The organism is Nonomuraea sp. NPDC050202 (assembly GCF_040656115.1).
Taxonomy (GTDB): Bacteria; Actinomycetota; Actinomycetes; order Streptosporangiales; family Streptosporangiaceae; genus Nonomuraea.
Map to the genome: position 1 here is coordinate 113331 of NZ_JBFALF010000016.1, position 20622 is coordinate 133952.

Annotated in this window: 12 protein-coding genes; 9 read left to right on the forward strand and 3 right to left on the reverse strand. The window is 72.9% G+C overall.

Annotation, left to right across the window (positions count from 1 at the left end):
* The first annotated feature begins 42 nt into the window (after positions 1-42).
* Genes AB0I79_RS34585 through AB0I79_RS34605 form a run of 5 tightly spaced genes read left to right on the forward strand, consistent with a single transcriptional unit; the run spans position 43 to position 6804 of the window.
* Positions 43-1413, forward strand: a complete 1371-nt coding sequence (locus tag AB0I79_RS34585) for an extracellular solute-binding protein (protein WP_357882254.1) — start codon at positions 43-45, stop codon at positions 1411-1413.
* Complete coding sequence (locus AB0I79_RS34590) at positions 1410-2282, forward strand: sugar ABC transporter permease (RefSeq protein WP_357882257.1); 873 nt, start codon at positions 1410-1412, stop codon at positions 2280-2282. Before AB0I79_RS34585 ends, AB0I79_RS34590 begins: the two co-directional genes overlap by 4 nt.
* Positions 2279-3121: a carbohydrate ABC transporter permease gene (locus tag AB0I79_RS34595; protein ID WP_357882260.1), complete on the forward strand. Its 843-nt coding sequence runs from the start codon at positions 2279-2281 to the stop codon at positions 3119-3121. The genes AB0I79_RS34590 and AB0I79_RS34595 overlap by 4 nt, the downstream gene beginning before the upstream one ends.
* Positions 3122-3144: 23 nt before the next feature.
* Positions 3145-5157 carry a sugar-binding domain-containing protein gene (locus tag AB0I79_RS34600; protein WP_357882263.1) on the forward strand — a complete coding sequence of 671 codons (2013 nt, stop codon included), beginning with the start codon at positions 3145-3147 and terminating at the stop codon, positions 5155-5157.
* A gap of 12 nt (positions 5158-5169) precedes the next feature.
* On the forward strand, positions 5170-6804 hold the full coding sequence (locus tag AB0I79_RS34605) for a ricin-type beta-trefoil lectin domain protein (RefSeq protein ID WP_357882266.1): 1635 nt from the start codon (positions 5170-5172) through the stop codon (positions 6802-6804).
* Between the two features lie 108 nt (positions 6805-6912).
* On the opposite strand, the gene AB0I79_RS34610 is transcribed toward AB0I79_RS34605, so the two are convergent.
* Positions 6913-7491, reverse strand: coding sequence for a TetR family transcriptional regulator (locus AB0I79_RS34610; protein WP_357882269.1), 579 nt, complete (start codon positions 7489-7491; stop codon positions 6913-6915).
* A 183-nt stretch (positions 7492-7674) separates the two neighbouring features.
* Here AB0I79_RS34610 and AB0I79_RS34615 point away from each other — a divergent pair, with 183 nt between their 5' ends.
* Positions 7675-10758, forward strand: coding sequence for an AAA family ATPase (locus AB0I79_RS34615; RefSeq protein WP_357882272.1), 3084 nt, complete (start codon positions 7675-7677; stop codon positions 10756-10758).
* Positions 10759-10764: 6 nt separating this feature from the next.
* On the opposite strand, the gene AB0I79_RS34620 is transcribed toward AB0I79_RS34615, so the two are convergent.
* Entirely contained in the window at positions 10765-14169 is a 3405-nt protein-coding gene (locus AB0I79_RS34620) for a M28 family peptidase (protein ID WP_357882275.1), read from the reverse strand.
* Positions 14170-14434: 265 nt separating this feature from the next.
* Between AB0I79_RS34620 and AB0I79_RS34625 the strand changes: the two genes are divergently transcribed.
* The 3 genes from AB0I79_RS34625 (at position 14435) to AB0I79_RS34635 (ending at position 19593) form a co-directional block, all read left to right on the forward strand.
* Entirely contained in the window at positions 14435-17743 is a 3309-nt protein-coding gene (locus AB0I79_RS34625; protein WP_357882278.1) for a BTAD domain-containing putative transcriptional regulator, read from the forward strand.
* Between the two features lie 113 nt (positions 17744-17856).
* Positions 17857-18993: an FAD-dependent monooxygenase gene (locus AB0I79_RS34630; protein WP_357882281.1), complete on the forward strand. Its 1137-nt coding sequence runs from the start codon at positions 17857-17859 to the stop codon at positions 18991-18993.
* A gap of 33 nt (positions 18994-19026) precedes the next feature.
* Positions 19027-19593 (forward strand): hypothetical protein, encoded by a 567-nt coding sequence (locus AB0I79_RS34635; RefSeq protein WP_357882285.1) that lies wholly within the window; start codon positions 19027-19029, stop codon positions 19591-19593.
* Here the strand turns inward: AB0I79_RS34635 and AB0I79_RS34640 are convergent.
* On the reverse strand, positions 19583-20401 hold the full coding sequence (locus AB0I79_RS34640; protein ID WP_357882289.1) for an SAM-dependent methyltransferase: 819 nt from the start codon (positions 20399-20401) through the stop codon (positions 19583-19585). The genes AB0I79_RS34635 and AB0I79_RS34640 overlap by 11 nt on opposite strands.
* Positions 20402-20622 lie beyond the last annotated feature (221 nt).

A 20622-nucleotide genomic window follows, 5' to 3' on the forward strand; every position in this document is an offset into this window, starting at 1 on the left:
GAGCGCTCACCACGCCCTTCCCCGTCCGGCGAGGAGTCGAAGATGACTACATCCCCCATTGGCCGCCGCGGCTTTCTCAAGGGAGCCGTCGGCATCGGCGCGCTCGCCGCCACCGGCTCGCTGGCCGCCGCGTGCGCGGCCCCGGGCGGCACGAGCGCGCAGCCGAGCAAGCTGGCCGCGCCGACCGCGTCCGGCTCTGCCGCCAAGGGCGAGATCACGATCTGGAACCGGTCGGGGGACCTGTTCAAGGTGTTCGACGCCGCGATCGCCAAGTTCCGCCAGGCGTACCCGAACGTCAAGGTCGTCCACCAGGCCGTGGACATCGACGCCAAGCTGGCCAACACGCTGATCAGCGGCACCGACGTGCCCGACGGCAGCTTCTGGGACGACGCCAAGATCGGCGGGCAGGCGGAGCACCTGTTCGACCTGACGGACCTGATCGCGCCGTACAAGGACCAGACCTCGGCGTACAAGCTGTCGGTGAACACCGTGGACGGCAAGATCTACGGCGTCCCGTGGGACCTGGACCCCGGCCTGCTCTGGTACCGCGAGGACATCCTGGAGAGCGCCGGCGTCGACCCGGCGAGCCTGGCCACGTACGACGACCTGCTCGCCGCCTCCAGGACGATCAAGGAGAAGGACCCCAGGACCAGGCCCATCCACCTGGAGAAGACCCCGTTCCTCAGCCAGCTCTGGCTGGAGATGCTGGCCAACCAGCAGGGCACGAGCCTCACCGACGCGCAGGGCAAGCTGCGGCTCGACTCCGAGGAGTACCGGCGGATCCTCACCTGGATCCAGACCGCGGTCAAGGACGGCCTCGTCACCCACGCCCCCTACCTGGAGCAGGCCGACGTCAACACGCTCGACAACGGCCAGCAGGTGTTCGTGCCGTGGGCGATCTGGTGGTCGTTCGCCCCGCAGCAGCTCCTCAAGAACACCAAGGGCAAGTGGCGCGCCGCGCCGCTGCCCGCCTGGACGCCGGGCGGCGCGCGCAGCGGCGCGATGGGCGGCAGCAGCTTCATCATCCCCGCCAAGGCCAGGAACCCGGAGCTGGCCTGGCTGCTGTACGAGTTCCTGTGCTTCAAGGAGCCCGGCTACACCGCCGTGTACGGCCCCAACGACGTCTACCCCGGCGGCCTGTCCACCTCGATCCCCAGCTACACCCCCGCCGCCGACCCGGCCAAGCCGTTGTTCAAGCCGATCGAGGCGCTCGGCGGCCAGGACCTGTGGAAGGTCGCCGTCGAGGCGGGCGCGAGCATCCCGGCCGCCGCGCCGATCCCGTGGTGGTGGGCGCAGTCGGTGGACTACCTCGGCAACAACATGCAACGCCTGATGGAAGGCAAGATGTCTCCGGACCAAGTGATCAGCGAGTCGGCCGAGAAGATCCAGAAGAACCTGATCGACCGCTCATGAGGTTGCGCTCCGTACGGCTGACGCCGTACCTGTTCATCGCCCCGTTCTTCGCGGTCTTCGGCGCGTTCGGGCTCTACCCGCTGATCTACGCGCTGCAGCTCAGCTTCATGCGCTGGCGGGGCGGGAGCGGGGCCCGCTGGGTCGGCCTCGACAACTACCTCTACCTGCTGACCAGCACGGAGTTCTGGGCCTCGCTGGGCAACAGCGCCGTCATGTGGCTGCTCATCGTGCCGATCCAGATCGTGGCGGGGCTGGGCGGCGCGGTGTTGCTGGCCAACGCCAAGCTGCGGCTGCGCGGGTTCTTCCGGGTGGCGTTCATCGCGCCGTTCGTGACCCCGCTGGTGGCCATGGCGCAGGTGTGGATCGTGGTCTTCGACCAGGACTACGGCCTGATCAACTACCTGCTCAACCTGGTGGGCCTGCCCGACGTGGGCTGGCTGACCTCCACGGCGTGGTCCAAGCCCACGCTGGCGCTGCTGTTCCTGTGGAAGACCACCGGGTTCGCGATCATCATCCTGCTCGCTGGCCTGCAGGCCGTCCCCGGCGGCGTGTACGAGGCCGCCTCGCTCGACGGCGCCTCCCGCTGGCGCCAGTTCTGGTCGATCACCGTGCCGCTGGTGCGCCGGAGCATGGCCTTCCTCGTGGTCATCCAGACGCTGGCCGTCTTCCAGATGTTCGCCGAGCCGTTCGTGGTCACCGAGGGCGGCCCGTACGGCTCCACCACCACCGCGGGGCTCTACCTCTACGACCACATCACCGCCTCCGACCTGGGCACCGGCGCCGCGAACTCGTTCCTGCTGGTCCTGCTGGTCTTCGGCCTGTCGCTGGTCTCGGTCAGGATGCTGCGCCCGAAGGACGAGGTGTCATGAGCCAGAACAGGCCGGGAGTCGGACAGTACGTGCTGCTGACGCTGCTCGCGATCGTGTTCCTGTACCCGATCTGGTGGGCGGTCAGCTCCTCGCTCAAGCCGGCGGCCGAGATCATCGCCAGCCCGCTGTCGATCGGCGAGCTGACGCTGGACAACTACCGGGCGATGTTCGCCGACGTGCCGATCGGCACCGGGTTCCTGAACACGGCGATCGTGCTGCTGGTCAAGGGCGGGATGACGATGGTCTTCTGCCCGCTGGCCGGCTACGCCTTCGCCAAGTACGACTTCCCGTTCAAGAACCTGCTCTTCGGCGTCGTGCTGCTGACGCTGATGCTGCCGACGCTGGTGCTGATCATCCCGCTGCTGCTGGAGATGAGCGCGCTGGGCTGGGTGAACACGTACCAGGCGCTGATCCTGCCGGGCAGCGTCGACGCGTTCAGCATCTTCTGGATGCGGCAGACGATCGCCGCCATCCCGAACGAGCTGATCGACGCCGGGCGGGTGGACGGGGCCGGCGAGTTCGGCATCTTCTACAAGGTCGTGCTGCCGGTCATCCGGCCGGGCCTGGCCGCGCTGGCCGTGCTGACCACCATGAACATCTACAACGACTTCGTCTGGCCGGTCGTCGCCGTCAACGACACCGCGCACCAGACCCTCCAGGTGGTGCTGTCCACGCTGGCCCAGAACGTCACCGGCAACCGCATCGGCGCCGACTTCGCCACCGTGTGGGGCGAGCTGCTGGCCGCCGGGAGCATCGCCATGCTGCCCCTGCTGGTGATCTTCGTACTGCTTCAGCGCCACTTCATCAACGGCATCCTCGCGGGCAGCGTCAAGGGCTGACCCGGATCATGAAAGAGAGCATCATGGAGTACCCCCGCCCCCACTTCGACCGGTCACACTCCTGGTCGAGCCTGAACGGCGACTGGGACTTCCGGGCCGACACCGAGCAGGACTACCACCGGACCATCACCGTGCCCTTCGCCTGGGAGACCCCCGCGTCGGGCATCGAGGCCCACTGGCTGCCCGTGGCCTGGTACCGCCGCACGTTCACCGTTCCCGCCGGTTGGGCGGGGCAGCGGGTCGTGATCCAGTTCGGCGCCGTGCACCACGAGGCCACCGTGTGGGTGAACGACATCGAGGTGGCCCGCCACCGCGGCGGGTACACGCCGTTCGAGGCCGACATCACCGATGCCCTCCGGGACGGCGACCAGACGGTGGTCGTACGGGTCTCGGCGCCGCTGGACAAGCGCGAGATCGCGCACGGCAAGCAGCGCAGCATCCCGCGCGACGACTTCGACGGCGTCTGCTTCACGCCCTCCTCGGGCATCTGGCAGAGCGTCTGGCTGGAGGCCAGGCCGGCGACGTACCTGGCGGGGCTGAAGCTGCGCCCGGCTGACGGGCTGGACGCCATCGAGGTCGAGGCCCGCGTGTCCGGCGCCGCCGAGGCCACGCTGGTGCTGAGCCTGCGCGGCACCGACGTGAGCGTCGAGGTCCCGGTCGTGAACGGCCTGGCGGAGACCGTGATCCCGGTCGCCGGGCCGCGCCTGTGGTCGCCCGAGGACCCGCACCTCTACCACGTGGACGCCACGCTGACCTCGGCCGACGGCACCGACACCGTCGCCGCCTACACCGGGCTGCGCCGCATCGAGGTGATCGGCGAGGACCTGTACCTCAACGGCGGCCGCCTGTTCGTGCGCGGCGTGCTCGACCAGGGGTACTGGCCGCTGACCGGCATCACCCCGCCCGACGACGCCGCGCTGCGCCGCGACCTCGAACTGGCCGCGGCGGCCGGCTACAACCTGGTGCGCAAGCACCTCAAGCTGGAGGACCCGCGCTTCGTCCACCACGCCGACGTGCTCGGCATGCTGGTGTGGGCCGAGCCGGCCGCGACCGGCCGCTTCTCCGCCGACTCGGTGGCGGCGTTCGAGGAGCAGATCGCGCCCATGGTCGAGCGCGACGGCAACTCCCCCGCGGTCATCATCTGGGGCCTGTACAACGAGGAGTGGGGCCTCGACTGGGACATCCCCGGCGACCCGGCCAAGCAGGCGGCGACCGCGCAGGCGTACGACCTGCTCAAGGCGCTCGACGCGAGCAGGCCCGCCGTCGACAACTCCGGCTGGACCCACGTCAAGACCGACCTGCTCGACTGGCACTACTACGACGAGTCCGCCGCCTCCTGGGGGAAGACGGTCGCCGCCCTGCTGAACGGCGAGCAGGACGACTTCCCCGTCAAGCTCGGCCCCGACTTCGTGGTGCGCAAGAAGCTCGCCGGCGCCCCCGGCCAGCCGCTGCGCGGCCTGCCCAACCTCAACAGCGAGTACGGCACCGGCTTCACCTCCGTCGAGCGCGGCTGGCAGCTGCGCTGGCAGACCCAGGAGCTGCGCCGCCACGACCGCGTGGCCGGCTACGTCTACACCGAGCTGTACGACATCGAGCACGAGTCGGCCGGCCTGCTCGACTTCGAGCGCCGTGCCAAGGACCTGGCCGGGGTGGACCCGGCCGACGTGAACGCCACGACCACGCTCGTGCTCGACGTGGTGCCCGTCGCGCCAGGCCGCGACCTGCTCAGCGAGTCGCGCGAGGTGAGCGTGCCCGTACGCGTCTCGCACCACGGCGGCGAGCCGGTCAACGGCCACCTGCACACCGCCTGGACCCCCGTCTTCGGCCCCGCGCCTTCTGCCCCCGGGGCGGAAGGCCCGTGGATCGAGGCCAAGCCGTTCCTGCTCAGCGCCGCCGCCGAGGTGCGCGCCGAGCTGCCGGACGGCTGGACCAGCGGGCGCCTGCACATCGCCCTGATCAGCGACGGCACGGTCGTGGCCCGCTCCGCCGTGGACGTCGACACCTACACCGGCTTCGTCATCGGAGATAACCGCTAAAGGAGACCAGTAGTGCGGCTTACACCCCCCGCGCGGCTCGTGACCGCGTTAGCCCTCATCGCCACCTGCCTCGGAGCGCTGGCCGGCCCCGCCTCGGCGGCCCCCGCCGGCCAGGTGCTCTACTCCCCGAACCTGACCACGTTCCCCCTGGGTGACGCCAGCTACCCGAGGGCGATCAGGCTCGACCACGACGGCTCGGCGAACGAGACGATGCTCGCCACGTTCGCCAAGCGCGGCCACAACGCGCCCGCCTCGTTCCCCGTCCACCGCAGCACCGACGGCGGCCGGACCTGGTCGGCGAACCCGATCTCCACCATCACCTCCCACACCCCGGGCTGGGGAATCGGGGCGCCGGTCCTGTACGAGGTGCCGCGCACGGCCAACGGCCTCAGCCAGGGCGACATCCTGGCCGCCGGGACCGCCTGGGTGGACGGCGACTACACGGCGCAGAAGGTCGAGGTGTTCAAGAGCACCGACCACGGCGTGACGTGGACGTACCTGTCCAACTGCACGCAGACCAGCGGCCTGCCCGACACGATCGGGCACGGCATCTGGGAGCCGTGGTTCCTGCTCGCCCCGAACAACACCCTGGCCTGCTTCATCTCCGACGAGCGGCCCGCGGGCAGCGCCACGAACAACCAGGTCATCGGCCACTACACCTCCACCAACGGCGGCCAGACCTGGAGCGCCACGATGACCCTGGACGTGGCCTTCCCCGCCGACAACCTGGCCAGGCCCGGCATGTCGATCGTGACGGGGCTGCCGAACGGCACGTTCCTGATGGCGTACGAGCTGTGCAGGGACGCCACGGACGCCGACCACGCGTGCGAGGTGTACGTCAAGACCAGCTCCGACGGCCTCAACTGGGGCTCGGGAGCCGGGACCCTCGTGCGCACCGCGGACCAGCGGGAGCTGCTGCACACCCCGTACGTCGCCTGGCTGCCGGGCGGCGGCGCCAACGGCACGCTGCTGATGTCGGGCCAGCGCGTCGTGGCGGGGCCGACCGGCAACAAGACGGTGCTGGGCGAGTCAGGCCAGGTGCTGTTCGCCAACACCAACCTGGGCGCCGGCGAGTGGACCGAGATCGAGGCGCCGGCGATCACCTCGCCCACCGGCGGCTACAACCCCGGCGAGCCGTCCTGCCCCGGCTACAGCTCGCCCATCGTGCCGTCCGCGAACGGCACCGGCTTCCTCTACCTGACCGCGACCCACCTGACGGGCAACCAGTGCCAGGTCAGGTACGGCCTCGGCACGCTGCCCGGCAAGGCCGTCCGGGTCACCGGCCCCGGCGGCAAGTGCCTGGACGTCGACACCAACACCAACGCCAACGGCAACGCCGCCCAGCTCTGGGACTGCGGCGTCGCCACCGGCCAGCGCTGGTCCAAGCACCCCGAGGGCAGCCTGCGCGCCTTCGGCAAGTGCCTGGACGTCGACGCGCAGGGCACCGCCAACCACACCAAGGTGCAGCTCTGGGAGTGCAACGGCAGCGGCGCCCAGAAGTGGACGCACCGCTCGGACGGCTCCCTGTTCAACCCGCAGTCGGGCCGCTGCCTGGACGCCCCGCAGGGCGCCACCGCCAACGGCACGAAGCTGCAGATCTACGACTGCAACGGCCTGTTCCCGCAGCAGTGGACCATCCCCGCCTAACGGGGAAACGCCGGGGGCGTGGCGAGCAGGTCGCCGCGCCCCTCGTGGCGAGCAGGTCACCGCGCCCCCCGTGGCGAGCAGGTCACCGCGCCCTCCGCCCTTGCCCGGTCAGGCGAACGGCTGGGCCATCTGGTCGAGCGTCTCGTTCATGACCTCGCGCAACGTGCGCGCCTCGCGCTCCTCGGTCCACAGGTGCGTGGCCACCCGCAGCCCCACCAGGAAGGCCGCGGCCAGCACCCTGGGCGGCACCGTGGCGGGCCGGTCCCCGACCGCCTCGACGAGGTCGCGTTCCAGGGCCGCGTGGTTGGCGAGCTGGCGGGCCAGCAGCGAGGGGTGGCGCTTGGCGAGGCGGGCGCGCAGGGCCCACTCGCGCTCCGGCTCCCCCAGCTCCCGGTACAGATCCTCGACGGAGGCCCGCAGCGCCTGCCAGGCGGTGAGCCCGGCGGGCTGGGCGCGCACCTGCTCGACCAGGGCGAGGATGCGCTGCTCCTCCCCGTAGAGGAGCGCGTCCTCCTTGCCGGAGAAGTAGTTGGAGAACGTCCGCCGCGAGATGTTGGCGGCGTCGGCGATCGCCTCGACGGTGACGGCGTCGAGGCCGTGCTCGACCACGAGCCGCAGGGCCGCCTCGTGCACGGCCTGACGGGTCTCGGCCTTCTTGCGTTCCCGCAGCCCCACCGTGGTCTCCATGATGGACGTCAGCCTACCTGTGGCGGGCGTGCGAGCCCCGGCTGCGGTCAGGGCTCGCACAAGATCATTATCGCGCATCAAGATCACTTGTGGGACCTCGCACGGGTGGATGGACGAAACAGTGACAAGCCAGCACACTCGCGAGGTGAATGGAGAGAACCTGCCACTGTTACGGAGACCCCGATGGCAAGCCTGGCTTCTCCTGCGCTGGTCGGGCGGGACACCCCGCTGCGATTACTCATCGGCGCCATCACCTGCCCGCCCGCCGTCATCCAGGTGCAGGGCGAGGCGGGGATCGGCAAGACCAGCCTCGTCCGAGCCGCGATCGAGCCGCTCACCTCGCCCGGCAGGACCGTGCTGATCGGCCACTGCCACCAGATCCGCGAGCCGTTCCCGTACGGGCCGGTGTTCGACGCGCTGCGCCACGTCGCGGCGGCCCTGCCCGGCCGCGACCGGCTCAGCCCGGTCACCGGAGCGCTGCGCGGCTACCTGCCCGAGCTGGCGGGACACCTACCGCCCGCACCGTCCCCGCCGCCCATGGGCGGCCCGCGCGCCGAGCGGCACCACCTCTTCCGTGCCGTGCACGCGCTGCTGGGCGCTGCCGGGATGGTGGTGCTGGTCGTCGAGGACCTGCACTGGGCCGACGACGGCACCCGGGACCTGCTGCGCTTCCTCACCGACCAGCCGCCCGAGGGGCTGGCGCTGGTGGTGACGTTCCGCCGGGAGGAGCTGCCGGTGCCTGGGCTGCCGTTCGGGCACGCGTACCGGCGGGCGCCCGGGGTGCGCAGCGAGGTGATCTCGCTGACGCCGCTCGACGTCGAGGGCGTGCGCAGGCTGGCGGGGGCGCTGCTCGCGTCGAACCCCGGCATGGCGTTCGCCGCCAAGCTGCACGAGCGCACGGCCGGGGTGCCGTTCGTGATCGAGGAGGTGGTCCGGACGCTGCTGGACGGCGAGGGCCGCCTGCCCGAGCCCGAGGCGCTCGACCGGATGGGCGTGCCGGTGCTGCTGCGCGAGGCCATGGCCGAACGCCTCACCGGGCTGTCACCCGCCGCACTCCACGCCGTCCGCGCCGCCGCCGTCCTCCGGCTCCCCGCGGAAGAACCGCTGATCAACGCCGTCTCCGGCGTCCCGGGACCGCACCGGCCCTCGGGCGAGGCCGGCACCTCGGAACCGCACCAGCCCTGGGGCGGGGCAGGCGCATCGGGACCGCACCGGCCCCGCCCCGAGGAGCCGGGGCAGGCACCGCACGGCGAGTCAGGGCTGAGCGAGGCGTTGCGGGCCGGGGTGCTGCGCGAGCAGCCCGACGGCCTGTACGGCTTCCGCCACGCCCTCGCCCAGCAGGCCGTCTACGACGCCATCCCCGGCCCCGACCGCAGGCTCACGCACCGCCGCGCCATGGTCGCGCTGGCCGCGCTCGACCCGCCGCCCCTCGTCCAGCTCGCCCACCACGCCCGCCACGCCGGCGACTTCGCCGCGTGGCAGCGGCACGGCAGCGCCGCCGCCGATCACTCCGCCGCGATCGGCGACATCCCGCTGGCCGTGGAGCTGCTGGAAGGGCTGCTCGCCGACCCGAAGCTGCCCAGGCAGGCACGCGGGCCGCTGGCGCTCAGGCTCAGCCGCGTCGCCGCCATCGGCCTGTCGCACCGCCGCGTCGTCCGCATCCTGCGCCACCTCCTGTCCGACGACTTCCTGTCCCGCCGGGTACGCGGCGAGGCCCGGCTCAACCTCGGCGTGCTGCTGTCCAACCAGGCCGGCGCGATCACCGCGGGCCGGCAGGAGATCCTCGCCGCGCTCCCCGACCTGGCCGACAGCCCCTGCCTGGCCGCCCGCGGCCTGGCTCTGCTGGCCATGCCCGTGTGGGGCGGCGAGCCGCTGGCCATGCACGAGGAGTGGATGGCGCAGGCGGAGAAGCTGCTGGTGGAGGGCCAGGATCCCGAGCTGACGGCCGCCGTCCAGGCCAACAAGGTGAGCATGGCCATGCTCGTCGGCTTGCCCGACGCGTTCGAGCTGGCCGGCACGCTGCCGGTCAACGACCCGTCCACCGCCGTGCGCAGGCAGGTGGCGCGCGGCTACTCCAACCTGTACGACGCCGCGCTCGCACTCGGCCACTACGCCGCCGCCGGGCGGTTCGCCGAGCGGAGCAGGCGCGTCGCCGAGGAGACCGGCGCGCTGTACCCGGCGTTCCTGGTGGAGATGTCGTCGATCCGGCTCGACCTGCTGACCGGCCGCTGGGACGGCCTGCGCGAGCGGGCGCTGGCCGCCGTCGAGATGACGTACGAGGCGCCCCTGCTCGCGGTGGAGGCCCGGCTCGCGCTCGGCGTGCTGGCCCTGGCCAGGGGCGAGTGGGACGAGGCAGGCGAGCACCTGGAGGCGGCCGGCGTGCGGGACCTGGACTCGGGGTTCCTGCCGGTCGCCGTGGCGGGGTCGAGCGGGCTGGTCGAGCTCCACCTGACCAGGGGCGCGCTGGAGCCGGCGCTGGCGGCGGCCGACCTGGCGGTCACCCGGCTGCGGCGCAAGGGCGTGTGGGTGTGGGGCGACCAGCTCGTCCCCGCGGCCGTCGCCGCCCTGGTGAAGGCGGGCCGGTCGGCGGAGGCGGCCGGGCTGGTCGGCGAGTTCGCGGCGGGCATCGAGGGCAGGGACGCGCCCTCCGCGCACGCCGGGCACGACCTGGCCAGAGGCGTGCTGGCCGCCGACGCGGGCCGACCCGACGAGGCGGCGCGGTGTTACGCGCGGGCGCGGGCGGCGTACCTGGCGATGCCGCGCCCGTACGCGGCGGCCCGCGCGGCCGAGCTGGAGGCGGACGCCTGGCTGGCCGCGGCGAGCCAGAGCGGCGCGACCGGACCGGACGCCGCCGCGCGCCGCGCACTCGCGGAACCAGAGCAGGCCGCCGATCCGGAGCGGACCTCGCACCGGGAGCGGGCCGCCGCGCTGGTCGCTGAGGCCGCCGAGCGGTACGCGTCGCTCGGCGCCACGCACGACGCCGCCCGCTGCCGCCGCCTCCTGCGCGAGCTCGGCCCCGACCGCCCGCCGGCCCGCCGCGGCAGGAAGGCCGGCGCCGGGGTGTTGTCGCCGCGCGAGAGCGAGGTGGCCAGGCTGGTGGCGCTGGGCCGGACGAACAGGGAGATCGCCGAGGTGCTGTTCCTGTCCCAGCGCACGGTGGACACGCACGTCGCCCGCGTGCTGCAGAAGCTGGGCGTGCGCACGCGGGCGGAGGTGAGAGAGCCCCGGCCGGAGGACCGGCCGGGGCCCGTCACCCCCGAGTCGTGAGGGCGGCTAGACGGTGACGCTCCACGAGTCGAGGTACCCGGTGTCACCCGAGTAGACGTCCTCGATGTCGAGCACCCACGTGCCGGCCGCCTGCTGGCTCACCGGTACGGAGAACGTCCTGGTCCCGTACGGGGTGCAGGTCGTGCCGCCGTACCGGTCGACCGCGTACCAGGTGCCGTTGGGCCCGCGCAGCCAGATGTCGAGGTCCTCCGCGCACGTGTGGCTGATCGTGATGGACACCCGGACCGGCGAGGTCGCGGCGCCCGTCGCGGTGGAGGAGATCGAGCTCTGGGTGTTGCCGAAGTCGGCGATCGGGTGATCGGTGTCGTTGGTGAACGTCCTGCCGCCCGACGTGCCCTGGACGGTCAGCGCGTACGTCGCCGTCCGCGTGGCCGTCTCGCCCGTGCCGGTCACCGTGACGGTGTAGGTGCCGGCGGGGGTGGTGGGCGCGGTCGAGATCGTCAGCGTGGCCGACCCGCCGGAGGTCACCGAGGCCGGGTCGAACGTGGCCGTGGCGCCGGTCGGGAGGCCGGAGGCCGCCAGGTTCACGGTCTGGGCGGTGCCGGCCGTGGTGCTGGTGCCGATGGTGGACGTGGCCGCCGAGCCCGCCTGCACGGTGCCGCTCGCGGGGTTCGCCGAGATCGAGAAGTCCCGGGTGGGCGGGGTGCCGCCGACCGCCTGCTTCCAGACCGCGTACATGGCCGCGTCCGCCGCCCGGTCGAGCACGGTGTCGTTGATGTTGCTGGTGGTGTCGCAGGAGGCGTGGTAGCACGGGTCGTACGCGCGCCCGGCCGTGCCGCCCCACTTGGCCGCCTGCGCCGAGGTCTTGGTGGCGCTGGCGCCGGCCGCGACGCCCGAGCTGGCGATGCCCGCGTTGCGGAAGGAGGCGTCGTCGGAGCGGTTGGCGCCCTCGACGTTCTCCTCGGGCTGCAGGTTCAGCCGGTCGTAGAACTCCTTGAGGTACGCGGCCCCGGCGGTGTTGATGTTGTTGATGAAGTAGCCGCCGTTGGTGGAGCCCGTCATGTCGTAGTTGTAGTAGACCTGGATCCGCTGACGCTCGGCGGCGCTGAGCGAGGCCACGTAGTACTCCGACCCGTTGAGCCCCTGCTCCTCGTCGGTCCACCAGCCGAACCTGACGTGCTTGGCCGGCGTCGGGTTGCGCTGCGCGAAGGTCAGCGCGACCTCCAGGAGGTTCGCCGAGCCCGAGGCGTTGTCGTTGATGCCGGGCCCCGCCGCCACGCTGTCGAGGTGCGCGCCGGACATGATGACCTGGTTGGCGTCGCCGCCCGGCCAGTCGGCGATCAGGTTCGGGCCCGCGCCGCTGCTGCAGTAGGAGGTGGTGCAGCTCTGCCTGACCACGGTGTAGCCGGCCGCGCGCAGCCTGTCCTCGATGTACGACACCGACTGCAGGTATCCGCCGCCCGTGGACCTGCGGTTCCCGCCGTTGCCGCTCGCGATCGACTGGAACTGCGTCAGGTGCGCCTTGACGTTGGCCAGGCTGATGTCCGGCGGGTCACCGGGGTTCGGCCCCTGGCCGACCGTGAGCGTGTACGTGGCGGTGTGCGAGGTCGAGCCGGCGCCCGTCACCGTGATCGGGTACGTGCCCTGCGGCGTGGCCGAGCCCACCCGCACCGTCAGCGTCGAGGTGTTGCCCGAGGTCACCGACGCGGGGCTGAAGCTCGCGGTGGTGCCGGACGGCAGGCCGGACGCCGACAGGTTCACGGTCTGGGCGCCGCCCGAGGTGGTCTGCGTGTTGACCGTGACCGTGAGCTGCTGGCCCGGCGACGCGCTGCCGGAGGACGGGTTGAGCGTGAGCGAGAAGTCGTTGCCCGGCGTGCCGCACGCGGGCTCACCCGACGCCGCCGCCACGCTGACCGCGCTCCAGGCGGCCTTGGTGGTGTTGCACTCCACGCTGCTCGCGCCGTACAGCTCGATGACGGCCGCGACGGAGGCGGCGCGGACGTTCGAGTAACGCCAGGTCGAGGTCTTGCGGGAGAGCGCACCCATGAAGATCTTGCCGGCCTTCTGGATGCCGATGCCGGTGACCGACGAGGGGCCGCCCGAGCAGATCGGGCTGGACGGCTTGCCACCGCCCGGGTTGCTGCCCTCGGCCAGCAGGTAGAACCAGTGGTTCAGCGGGCCGGCCGCCGCGTGCACCTCGGTGCTCGGGATCGAGGAGGACCAGCAGTTCGGGTCGCCGAGCGCGCCCGGGTTGTACATGTTGCGGATCGGGCCCTGCCCGACCAGGTTGACCTCCTCGCCGACCAGGTAGTCCGGCGGGTCGTTGGGGTTGTTCGCGTAGTGCTCGGTGAGCGCGCCGAAGATGTCGCCGGTGCCCTCGTTGATGCCGCCGTTCTCGTTGCCGGAGCCGGCGCCGCCCGGGGTGGTCTGGAAGATGGCGTGCCCGTACTCGTGGGCCACGACGTCGATGGGGGTGGCCTGCGCGGTGTTGGCCTGGTTGTGGCCGAAGTTGGTGTAGCTGCCGTTCCAGTAGGCGTTGACCTGGTTCAGCCCGACCCGCGCGGGGAAGCCGCGGCCGCTGCCGTTGATGCCGTTGCGGCCCAGCCAGTCACGCAGCATCTCCCACTCGCGCTGGACGCCGTAGAGCGCGTCCACGCACGCGGTCTCCAGGTTGGTGCCCGAGCCGTTGCCCCACGCGTCGTCCGTGCCGGTGTAGGCGCTGCCGTTCTGCCCGCCGCACTGGATGCCGGGCCTGGTGGTGTCGGTCATCGAGTACGAGCTGCCGGAGCCGCTCGTGCCGATCGTCACCTGGCCGTTGTAGTAGCCGTTGCCTGTGCCGGCGCGGACGAGATCGTAGGAGTCGGCGATCTTCCCGGTGCGGGCGTCCACGAACACGTGCTGGATGCTCGGCTGCCCTCCGGCGATGCCGCTGACCACGGCCTCCCAGGTCAGCTTGGGCCGCTCGCCCCAGGCCAGCACGACCAGGCGCGGCTCGGCCGTGTCGTCCACCCGCTCCAGCCGGGTCCTCGCGACCTCCGTGGCCCGTTCGGCGCTGATCGTGGCCCGGGTCGGCACGCCTCGCGGGCTCGGCCCCGAAGCCGCCACCGTGTCCCTGACGTGCCCCGCCGCGTCGGTGACCACGACGGCGTCGCCGCCCACCATGGGCAGCCCCTTGTACGTGCGCTCGTACGCCACGTAGAACATGTCACTCGCGCCCGGCGTCACCGAGACCCTGCTGTACGCCTCGTCCGGACCCCTGGTGAGCTCGTCGAGCTGGCTGGAGACGGCCTTGTCGGCGACCGCCGCCGCGAGCGAGGCGGGATCGGCCGCCGCCGCGAGCGTGCTCTCCTGTGACCTGGCGGCCCCTGGAGGGGCGGCGTTCGCGGGTAACACCACGGTCGCGGCCGTGGCGACGCCCGCGACCGCGGCGAGTAAGGCTTTGCGTTTCACGGCTGTCGTGCTCCTTTCGGCGGTTCCCTGAGCCGCCGGGCGCTGGTGGGCGCGCGGCGGCCCGCGCGTAACCCGGGATCGCCTGGGTTCGCGGTGGTGTCAGGGAAAGGGGGGGTGATGGGGGGTGATGGGAAAGCGAGCGGACCGTTTCGCCTTGTTGCCGCCCGACGCTAAGCCCTCCGTGACGGCGGGAAAATACGTAGGTGCATCGGTAGGCATACCGATAATTCCGTTTCGCCAGGTGAGGTGGGGGACAATCGGGGGCGTGCAGTTCGGCGTCCTGGGTCCGCTCGCGGTGTGGCGCGCCGACGGGGACCCGGTCGCCGTCGGCGGGCCCCGGCCGCGCGCGCTGCTGGCGATGCTGCTGCTCGACGCGGGGCGGCTGGTCAGCGTCGAGCGGCTCATCGACGGCCAGTACGGCGACCGGCCCCCGTCCGGCGCGGCCAACGCCGTGCAGGCACAGGTCTCCCGGCTCAGGCGGCAGCTGCCCGCCGAGCTGATCGAGTTCCACGGGACGGGCTACCGGCTGGCGGTCGAGCGCGGCCGCGTGGACGCGCACCGCTTCGAGCGGCTGGCGCGGGAGGGGCGCGGCCTGCTCGCGGCGGGGTCGCACGCCAGGGCCGCCGCGGTGTTGCGGGAAGGGCTGGGGCTGTGGCGCGGCCCGGCGTTCGCGGACGTGGCCGACGCGCCGTTCGCGGGGCCGCAGGCGGTGCGGCTGGAGGAGTTGCGGCTGGCCGCCACCGAGGACCTGTACGAGGCCGAGCTGTCGTTGCCCGACGCCGGACCCGCCGCCGGGCTGCGCGAGCTGGTGGCCGCCCATCCGCTGCGCGAACGGGCACGCGGGCTGCTGATGCGGGCCCTGCACGCGGCGGGGCGGCAGGCGGAGGCGCTGGCCGCGTACGAGGAAGGGCGGCGGCTGCTCGCCGACGGGCTCGGCGCGGACCCGTCACCCGAGCTGGCGGCCCTGCACCTGGAGATCCTGCGCGGCTCGCGGGCACGCACGACGCGTACGGCGCCGCCTGCGCAGCTCACCAGCTTCGTGGGCCGTGAGGACGAGCTCGCGCGGCTGGCCGCCCTGGGCGGGGCCCGCCTGGTCACCATCGTCGGGCCCGGCGGCACGGGCAAGACCCGCCTGGCCATCGAGGCGGCCACCCGCCGCCCACCCGGCCGGCCGCCGGCCGCCGATGCGGTCGCGTTCGCAGACCTGTCGCTCGTGGACGCCCCGTCGGGCGGCCTCGCGGGTCGGCCGGCGGGCGGACCGGCCGCCGGACCGGCCGCCGGTGCGCGCGGCGGGGCAGACACCGGTGCGGCCAGCGGGCCACCCGGTGGGGCGGCCGCTGGTGCGGCCGGTGGGCAGGTGGCGCAGGTCGTGGTCGGGGCGCTCGGGTTGCGGGAGCCCGCGCTCAGGCCGGCCGCCGCCGGCGGGCCCGATCCCGTCGAGCGGATCGTCGCCGCGCTGGCCGGGCAGGAATCGCTGCTCGTGCTGGACAACTGCGAGCACGTCGTCACCGAGGCCGCCACGCTCGCGCGCCGCCTGCTCGCCGCGTGCCCCGGCCTGACCATCTGGGCCACCAGCAGGGAGCCGCTGGGCATCACCGGCGAGCACCTCGTCCCGCTCGCGCCCCTGCCCACGCCGCCCCCGGGCGCGCCGGACCCGCTCGGCTACCCGGCGGTCCGGCTGTTCGCCGACCGGGCGGCGGCCGTACGGCAGGGCTTCTCGCCCGGGCCCCGCGACCTGGACGCGGTGCTGCGGATCTGCGCCGCGCTCGACGGGCTGCCGCTGGCCATCGAGCTGGCGGCGGCACGGGTGCGCACGTTCGGGGTGGCGGAGATCGCCGACCGGCTGGCCGAGCACGGCCGCTTCCGGCTGCTCTCGCGCGGCGACCGCACGGCCGCCGCCCGCCACCAGACCCTGCACGCGGTGGTGGAGTGGAGCTGGAGCCTGCTCGGGCCCGAGGAGCAGGCGCTGGCCAGGCGCCTGTCGGTGTTCACCGGCGGCGCCACGCTGGAGGCGGTCGAACGCGTCTGCGGCGCGTCCCGTGCCCGGACGGACGTGGCGGACGCGCTGGCCGATCTGGTGGACAAGTCGCTGGTCGAGACCGACGGCGAGCGTTACCAGATGCTCGACACCATCCGCCTGTTCTGCCTGGAGCGGCTGGCTGAGGCGGGTGAGGAGGAGCGGCTGCGGCGGGCCCATGCCGCCTGGTTCCTGGAGTTCGCGGAGCGCGCGCACGAGCGCCTCTACCGGGCCGAGCAGCTCGAATGGCTGGCCTCGTTGTCGGCCGACGACGCCAACCTTCAGGCGGCCCTGCGCTGGAGCGTGGAGCACGACAGGCCGACCGCGTGGCGGCTGGTGGGCACGCTCGGCATGTACTGGTGGCTGACCGGGCGGCGCGGCCAGGCCATCCGGCATGCCGAACACCTCCTCGACACCACCGGCGGCGAACCACCCGCCGGGCTGGCGGAGGAGTACGTGCTGGCCGTGCTGCACGCCGTGCCCGACGCCGGTTCGCCGCACTGGGCGCGGGCGAAGGAGATCGTCGCGTCGCTCGACCGGCCGATGCGCTACCGGTTCGGCGTGGCGCTGTGGGGCATGATCGCGGGACCGCCCGAAGGCGGGATGACGGCGGAGCGGGAGCGGCTGGTGCTCGGCACCGACTCGTGGAGCCGGGCGCTCAACCTCCTCGGCACCACGCTGATGACGCTGCACGGCGGGCTGCTCGCCGAGGCCGAGTCCGGGCTGGAGCGGGTGCTGGCGGGCTTCGGGGAGTTGGGCGAGCGCTGGGGCATGGGGCAGGCGCTGGACTGGCTGGCCCTCCTCGCGAGCTGGCGCGGCGACTGGCGGCGGGCGATGGGCCTGTGGGAGCGGGCGCTCGCCCTGTTCGCGGAGCTCGGCGCGCTCGACGAGCTGGCGGACGTCCTGAGCAGGCGGGCCCACGCGCACTGGCGGGCGGGCGACGCCGAGGCCGCGCGCGCCGACAACGAGCGGGCGGGCGAGCTGGAGCGGCGGCTGGGCCGGCCGGAGCTGATGGCCTGGGTGCAGCTCCAGCTCGGGGACATCGCCCGGCTCCAGGGTGATCTCCCCGAGGCGGCCAGGCGGCTCGACGCGGCGATGTCCGGCTCGGAGACCGGCGCGTTCACGGCCGGAGGGACGAGGTCACGCGTCCACACGGCGCTGGGCCGGCTGGCGGCGGCCCAGGGTGACGGGGAGCGGGCCGCACGCCTGCACGCCGAGGCGCTGGCCGCCGCGCTCGGCTCGCCGCTGGCCAACGACGTGGCCGAGGTCGCGGAGGGGCTGGCGGGCCAGTCCCTCTTCGAGGCGACGCACGGGCAGCAGGACGGGGGCCGGGCCGGGGAGCATCGGCACGCGGCGGCCTGGCGGGCGGCGTCGTTGCTCGGGATCGGGGCGGCGGCCCGGGGCACGGCCGTGGCCGGGGATCATGACGTCGCCGCGACCGCCGCCGGCGCCACCCGCGTGCTGGGGCCCGAGGCGTTCGCGGCGGCGTACGCGAAGGGCGCGGCGATGAGCCGCGAGGAGGCGCTGACAGCCCTGCGTGAGGCCGCCGGCCGGTAGCCGCCGTGCGCGGCGCGGCGCGACCGGGAGCCAGGAGCACCGCTGACACTCGCGCCCCGCACTGTCAGCGGACGGTCGCCCGGCTGTCAGCGGCGCTCGCGAAGCTGCCAAGCATGCGAAACGTTCTCATCTCCGGTGCCGGCATCGGCGGCCCGGCCCTCGCCCACTGGCTCACCCGCTACGGCTGCCAGGTCACGGTCGTCGAGAAGGCCCCGGCCCTGCGCCCCGGCGGCCAGGCGGTGGACTTCAAGGGCGAGACCCACCTCACCGTGCTGCGCCGCATGGGCATCCTGGACGACGTGCGCCGCCTGCAGACCGGCGGCACCGACCAGGAGGTCGTGGACGCGAACGGCCGCAGGCTGGCGGTCCTGTCCGGCGAGTTCACCGGCGGCGCCCTGGAGATCAAGCGCGGCGACCTGTCCAGGATCCTGTACGAGCGCACCGCCCCGGACTGCGAGTACGTCTTCGGCGACTCGATCACCTCGCTCACCGAGACCCCCGGCGGCGTCCAGGTCACCTTCGAACGCACCGAGCCCCGCACGTACGACCTGGTCGTCGGCGCGGACGGGATCCACTCGAACGTGCGCCGCCTCGCCTTCGGCCCCGAGTCCGATCATGTCCGGCACCTCGGCTACTACTACGCCCTGGTGGACATCGAGGAGGACTTCGGGAGGACGCCGCAGATGTACAACGAGCCGGGCAGGCTGGTGGCGACGGGCGGGCCGAAGGCGCCGGCGTTCTTCGTCTTCGCCTCGAGCCCGCTGACCTACGACCGCTACGACAGCGGGCAGCAGAAGGAGATCCTGGCGCGGGCGTACCAGGGCATGGGCTGGCAGACCCCGCGGATCATGGAGGCGGTGCGCCGGTCGGGGAACGTCTATCTCGACTCGATCAGCCAGGTCAGGATCGACCGCTACGCCCAGGGGCGGGTGGCGCTGCTGGGCGACGCGGGGTACGGCAACACGCTGGGCGGGTTCGGCTCGGGCCTGGCGGTGGTGGGCGCGTACGTGCTGGCGGGCGAGCTGGCCGCGGCCGGCGGCGATCATCGCGCGGCCTTCGCCGAGTACGAGCGGCAGTTCAAGTCGTACGCCAAGATCGCCAAGAACGGCAACGCCGGCCCCTTCCTCGCGCCCGCTACCCCGTCACGCCTGCGCATGCGCAACCGGATGCTCAAGTCGAGCTTCCTGATGGGTCTGATGACGAAGATGGGCGACAAGTTCGCCACGGACCTCGCGCTCAAGTCGTACTGAACTTTTGCCTCGCAGGCCGCATCCAACCCCGGCATGAGAGCAATCGCCGCCCTCGCGGCCCTCACCGCGGCGCCCGTCGCCGCGGCCCTGATCGCCGTCCCCGCCCAGGCCGCCACCGCCTCCGCCGCCTGCCCGGCGCCGACCAGGGCCGAGCTGAAGGGGACGGACGCCGACGAGCCGGCCAAGGGCGCGAAGGCGCTCAGGGGCGTGCGCGTCCGTCACGTCCCCAAGGGCTTCACCTACGGCACGCTGACGGCGTCGAAGCGCGGGGGCGTCACCGAGTACGGGTATGTCTGGTCCGACAACCGCGACACCACCGACCTCGCGCACCGGTCCCTGTGGGTGCGGGTGGTGTGCTGGCCCAAGGCGAGCAGGCTCGCGCAGCTCAGGAAGCTGCCCGTCGAGCTGGGCAGGTTCACGGGCGACCCGCGAACCGTGAAGCTGGGCGGCCGCCAGGTGCTCAGGCAGGAGGGTGACGGCGCGCTGGGCCACGGCCGTTACGTCGGCTGGGTGGAGCGGAAGGGCGTGGTCGTGACCGTGATGGCCAGCCGGCCCCTGGTGCCGGAGCTCGCCGACATCGTCAGGGGCATCAAGCTGTGAGCCTGCCGACCCCGCCGTCCACGCGCAGTCGCGGCACGCCGTCCAGCAGGGGGATGTGAGCCTCCTCCGGGCCGAGATGCCAGTCCTGGACCGGAGCGAGGCCGGGCCCGATCAGCTCGAACCCGTCGAACAGCCGCAGCACCTGCTCCCGCGTGCGGAACGTGGCCTGCGCCGGCGAGCCGGCCGTGGCCATCCTGAGCTGGGCGAGGGCCTCGGGGTCGCTCTCGGCCATGGCATGGGAGATGACCAGATGGCTGCCGGCGGTCATGCGCTTCCTGAAGGCGGCCACGATGCCGGCGGGGTCCTCCTCGTCCATCACGAAGTGCAGGACGCCGACCATCAGCACGCACACCGGCTGGTCGAAGTCGATCAGCCCGGTGATGTGCGGGTCGGCCAGGATGCCGGCGGGGCGGCGCAGGTCGGCCTGGATGCCGGCGACGCCGGGGGCGTCGGCCAGCAGCACCTGGGCGTGCAGCCGCACCACCGGGTCGTAGTCCACGTAGACCACCCGGCAGGCGGGGTGCACTCCGCGGGCGGTCTCGTGGATGCTGGGTGTGGTGGGGATGCCGGTGCCCAGGTCGATGAACTGCCTGATTCCCTGCTCGGCCAGGTGGCGGACCGCCTCGACCTGGAAGTGACGGTTGGCCCGCGCCACCAGGCGGGTGTCGGGGGCGACGGCGAGCAGCCTGTCGGCCACCGCCCGGTCCACTGCCAGGTTGTCCTTGCCGCCGAGCAGGTAGTCGTACACCCGGGCCGAGCTGGGGACCGTCGGGTCCACTCCGGGCGGAACACGTTCTAGCTCGGTCACGAGGCCGTCTCCTTCGCCTGCCGCCGGGGTGATCGTGCACCTGGTGCGTCATATTACTCGTCAGTCACACCGGCGCATGTGAGCCCTTCACCGGCCGATGAGCCGGTGGCTCCTCCCGATGGCGTACGGAAATACCGCCGCATGACCGATGCGAAGGAGGGGAAGGCGTGTGCATCCTGGTGGGGACGGGTCCGGCGCGTGGCTCGTCGTGGACCTTGAGA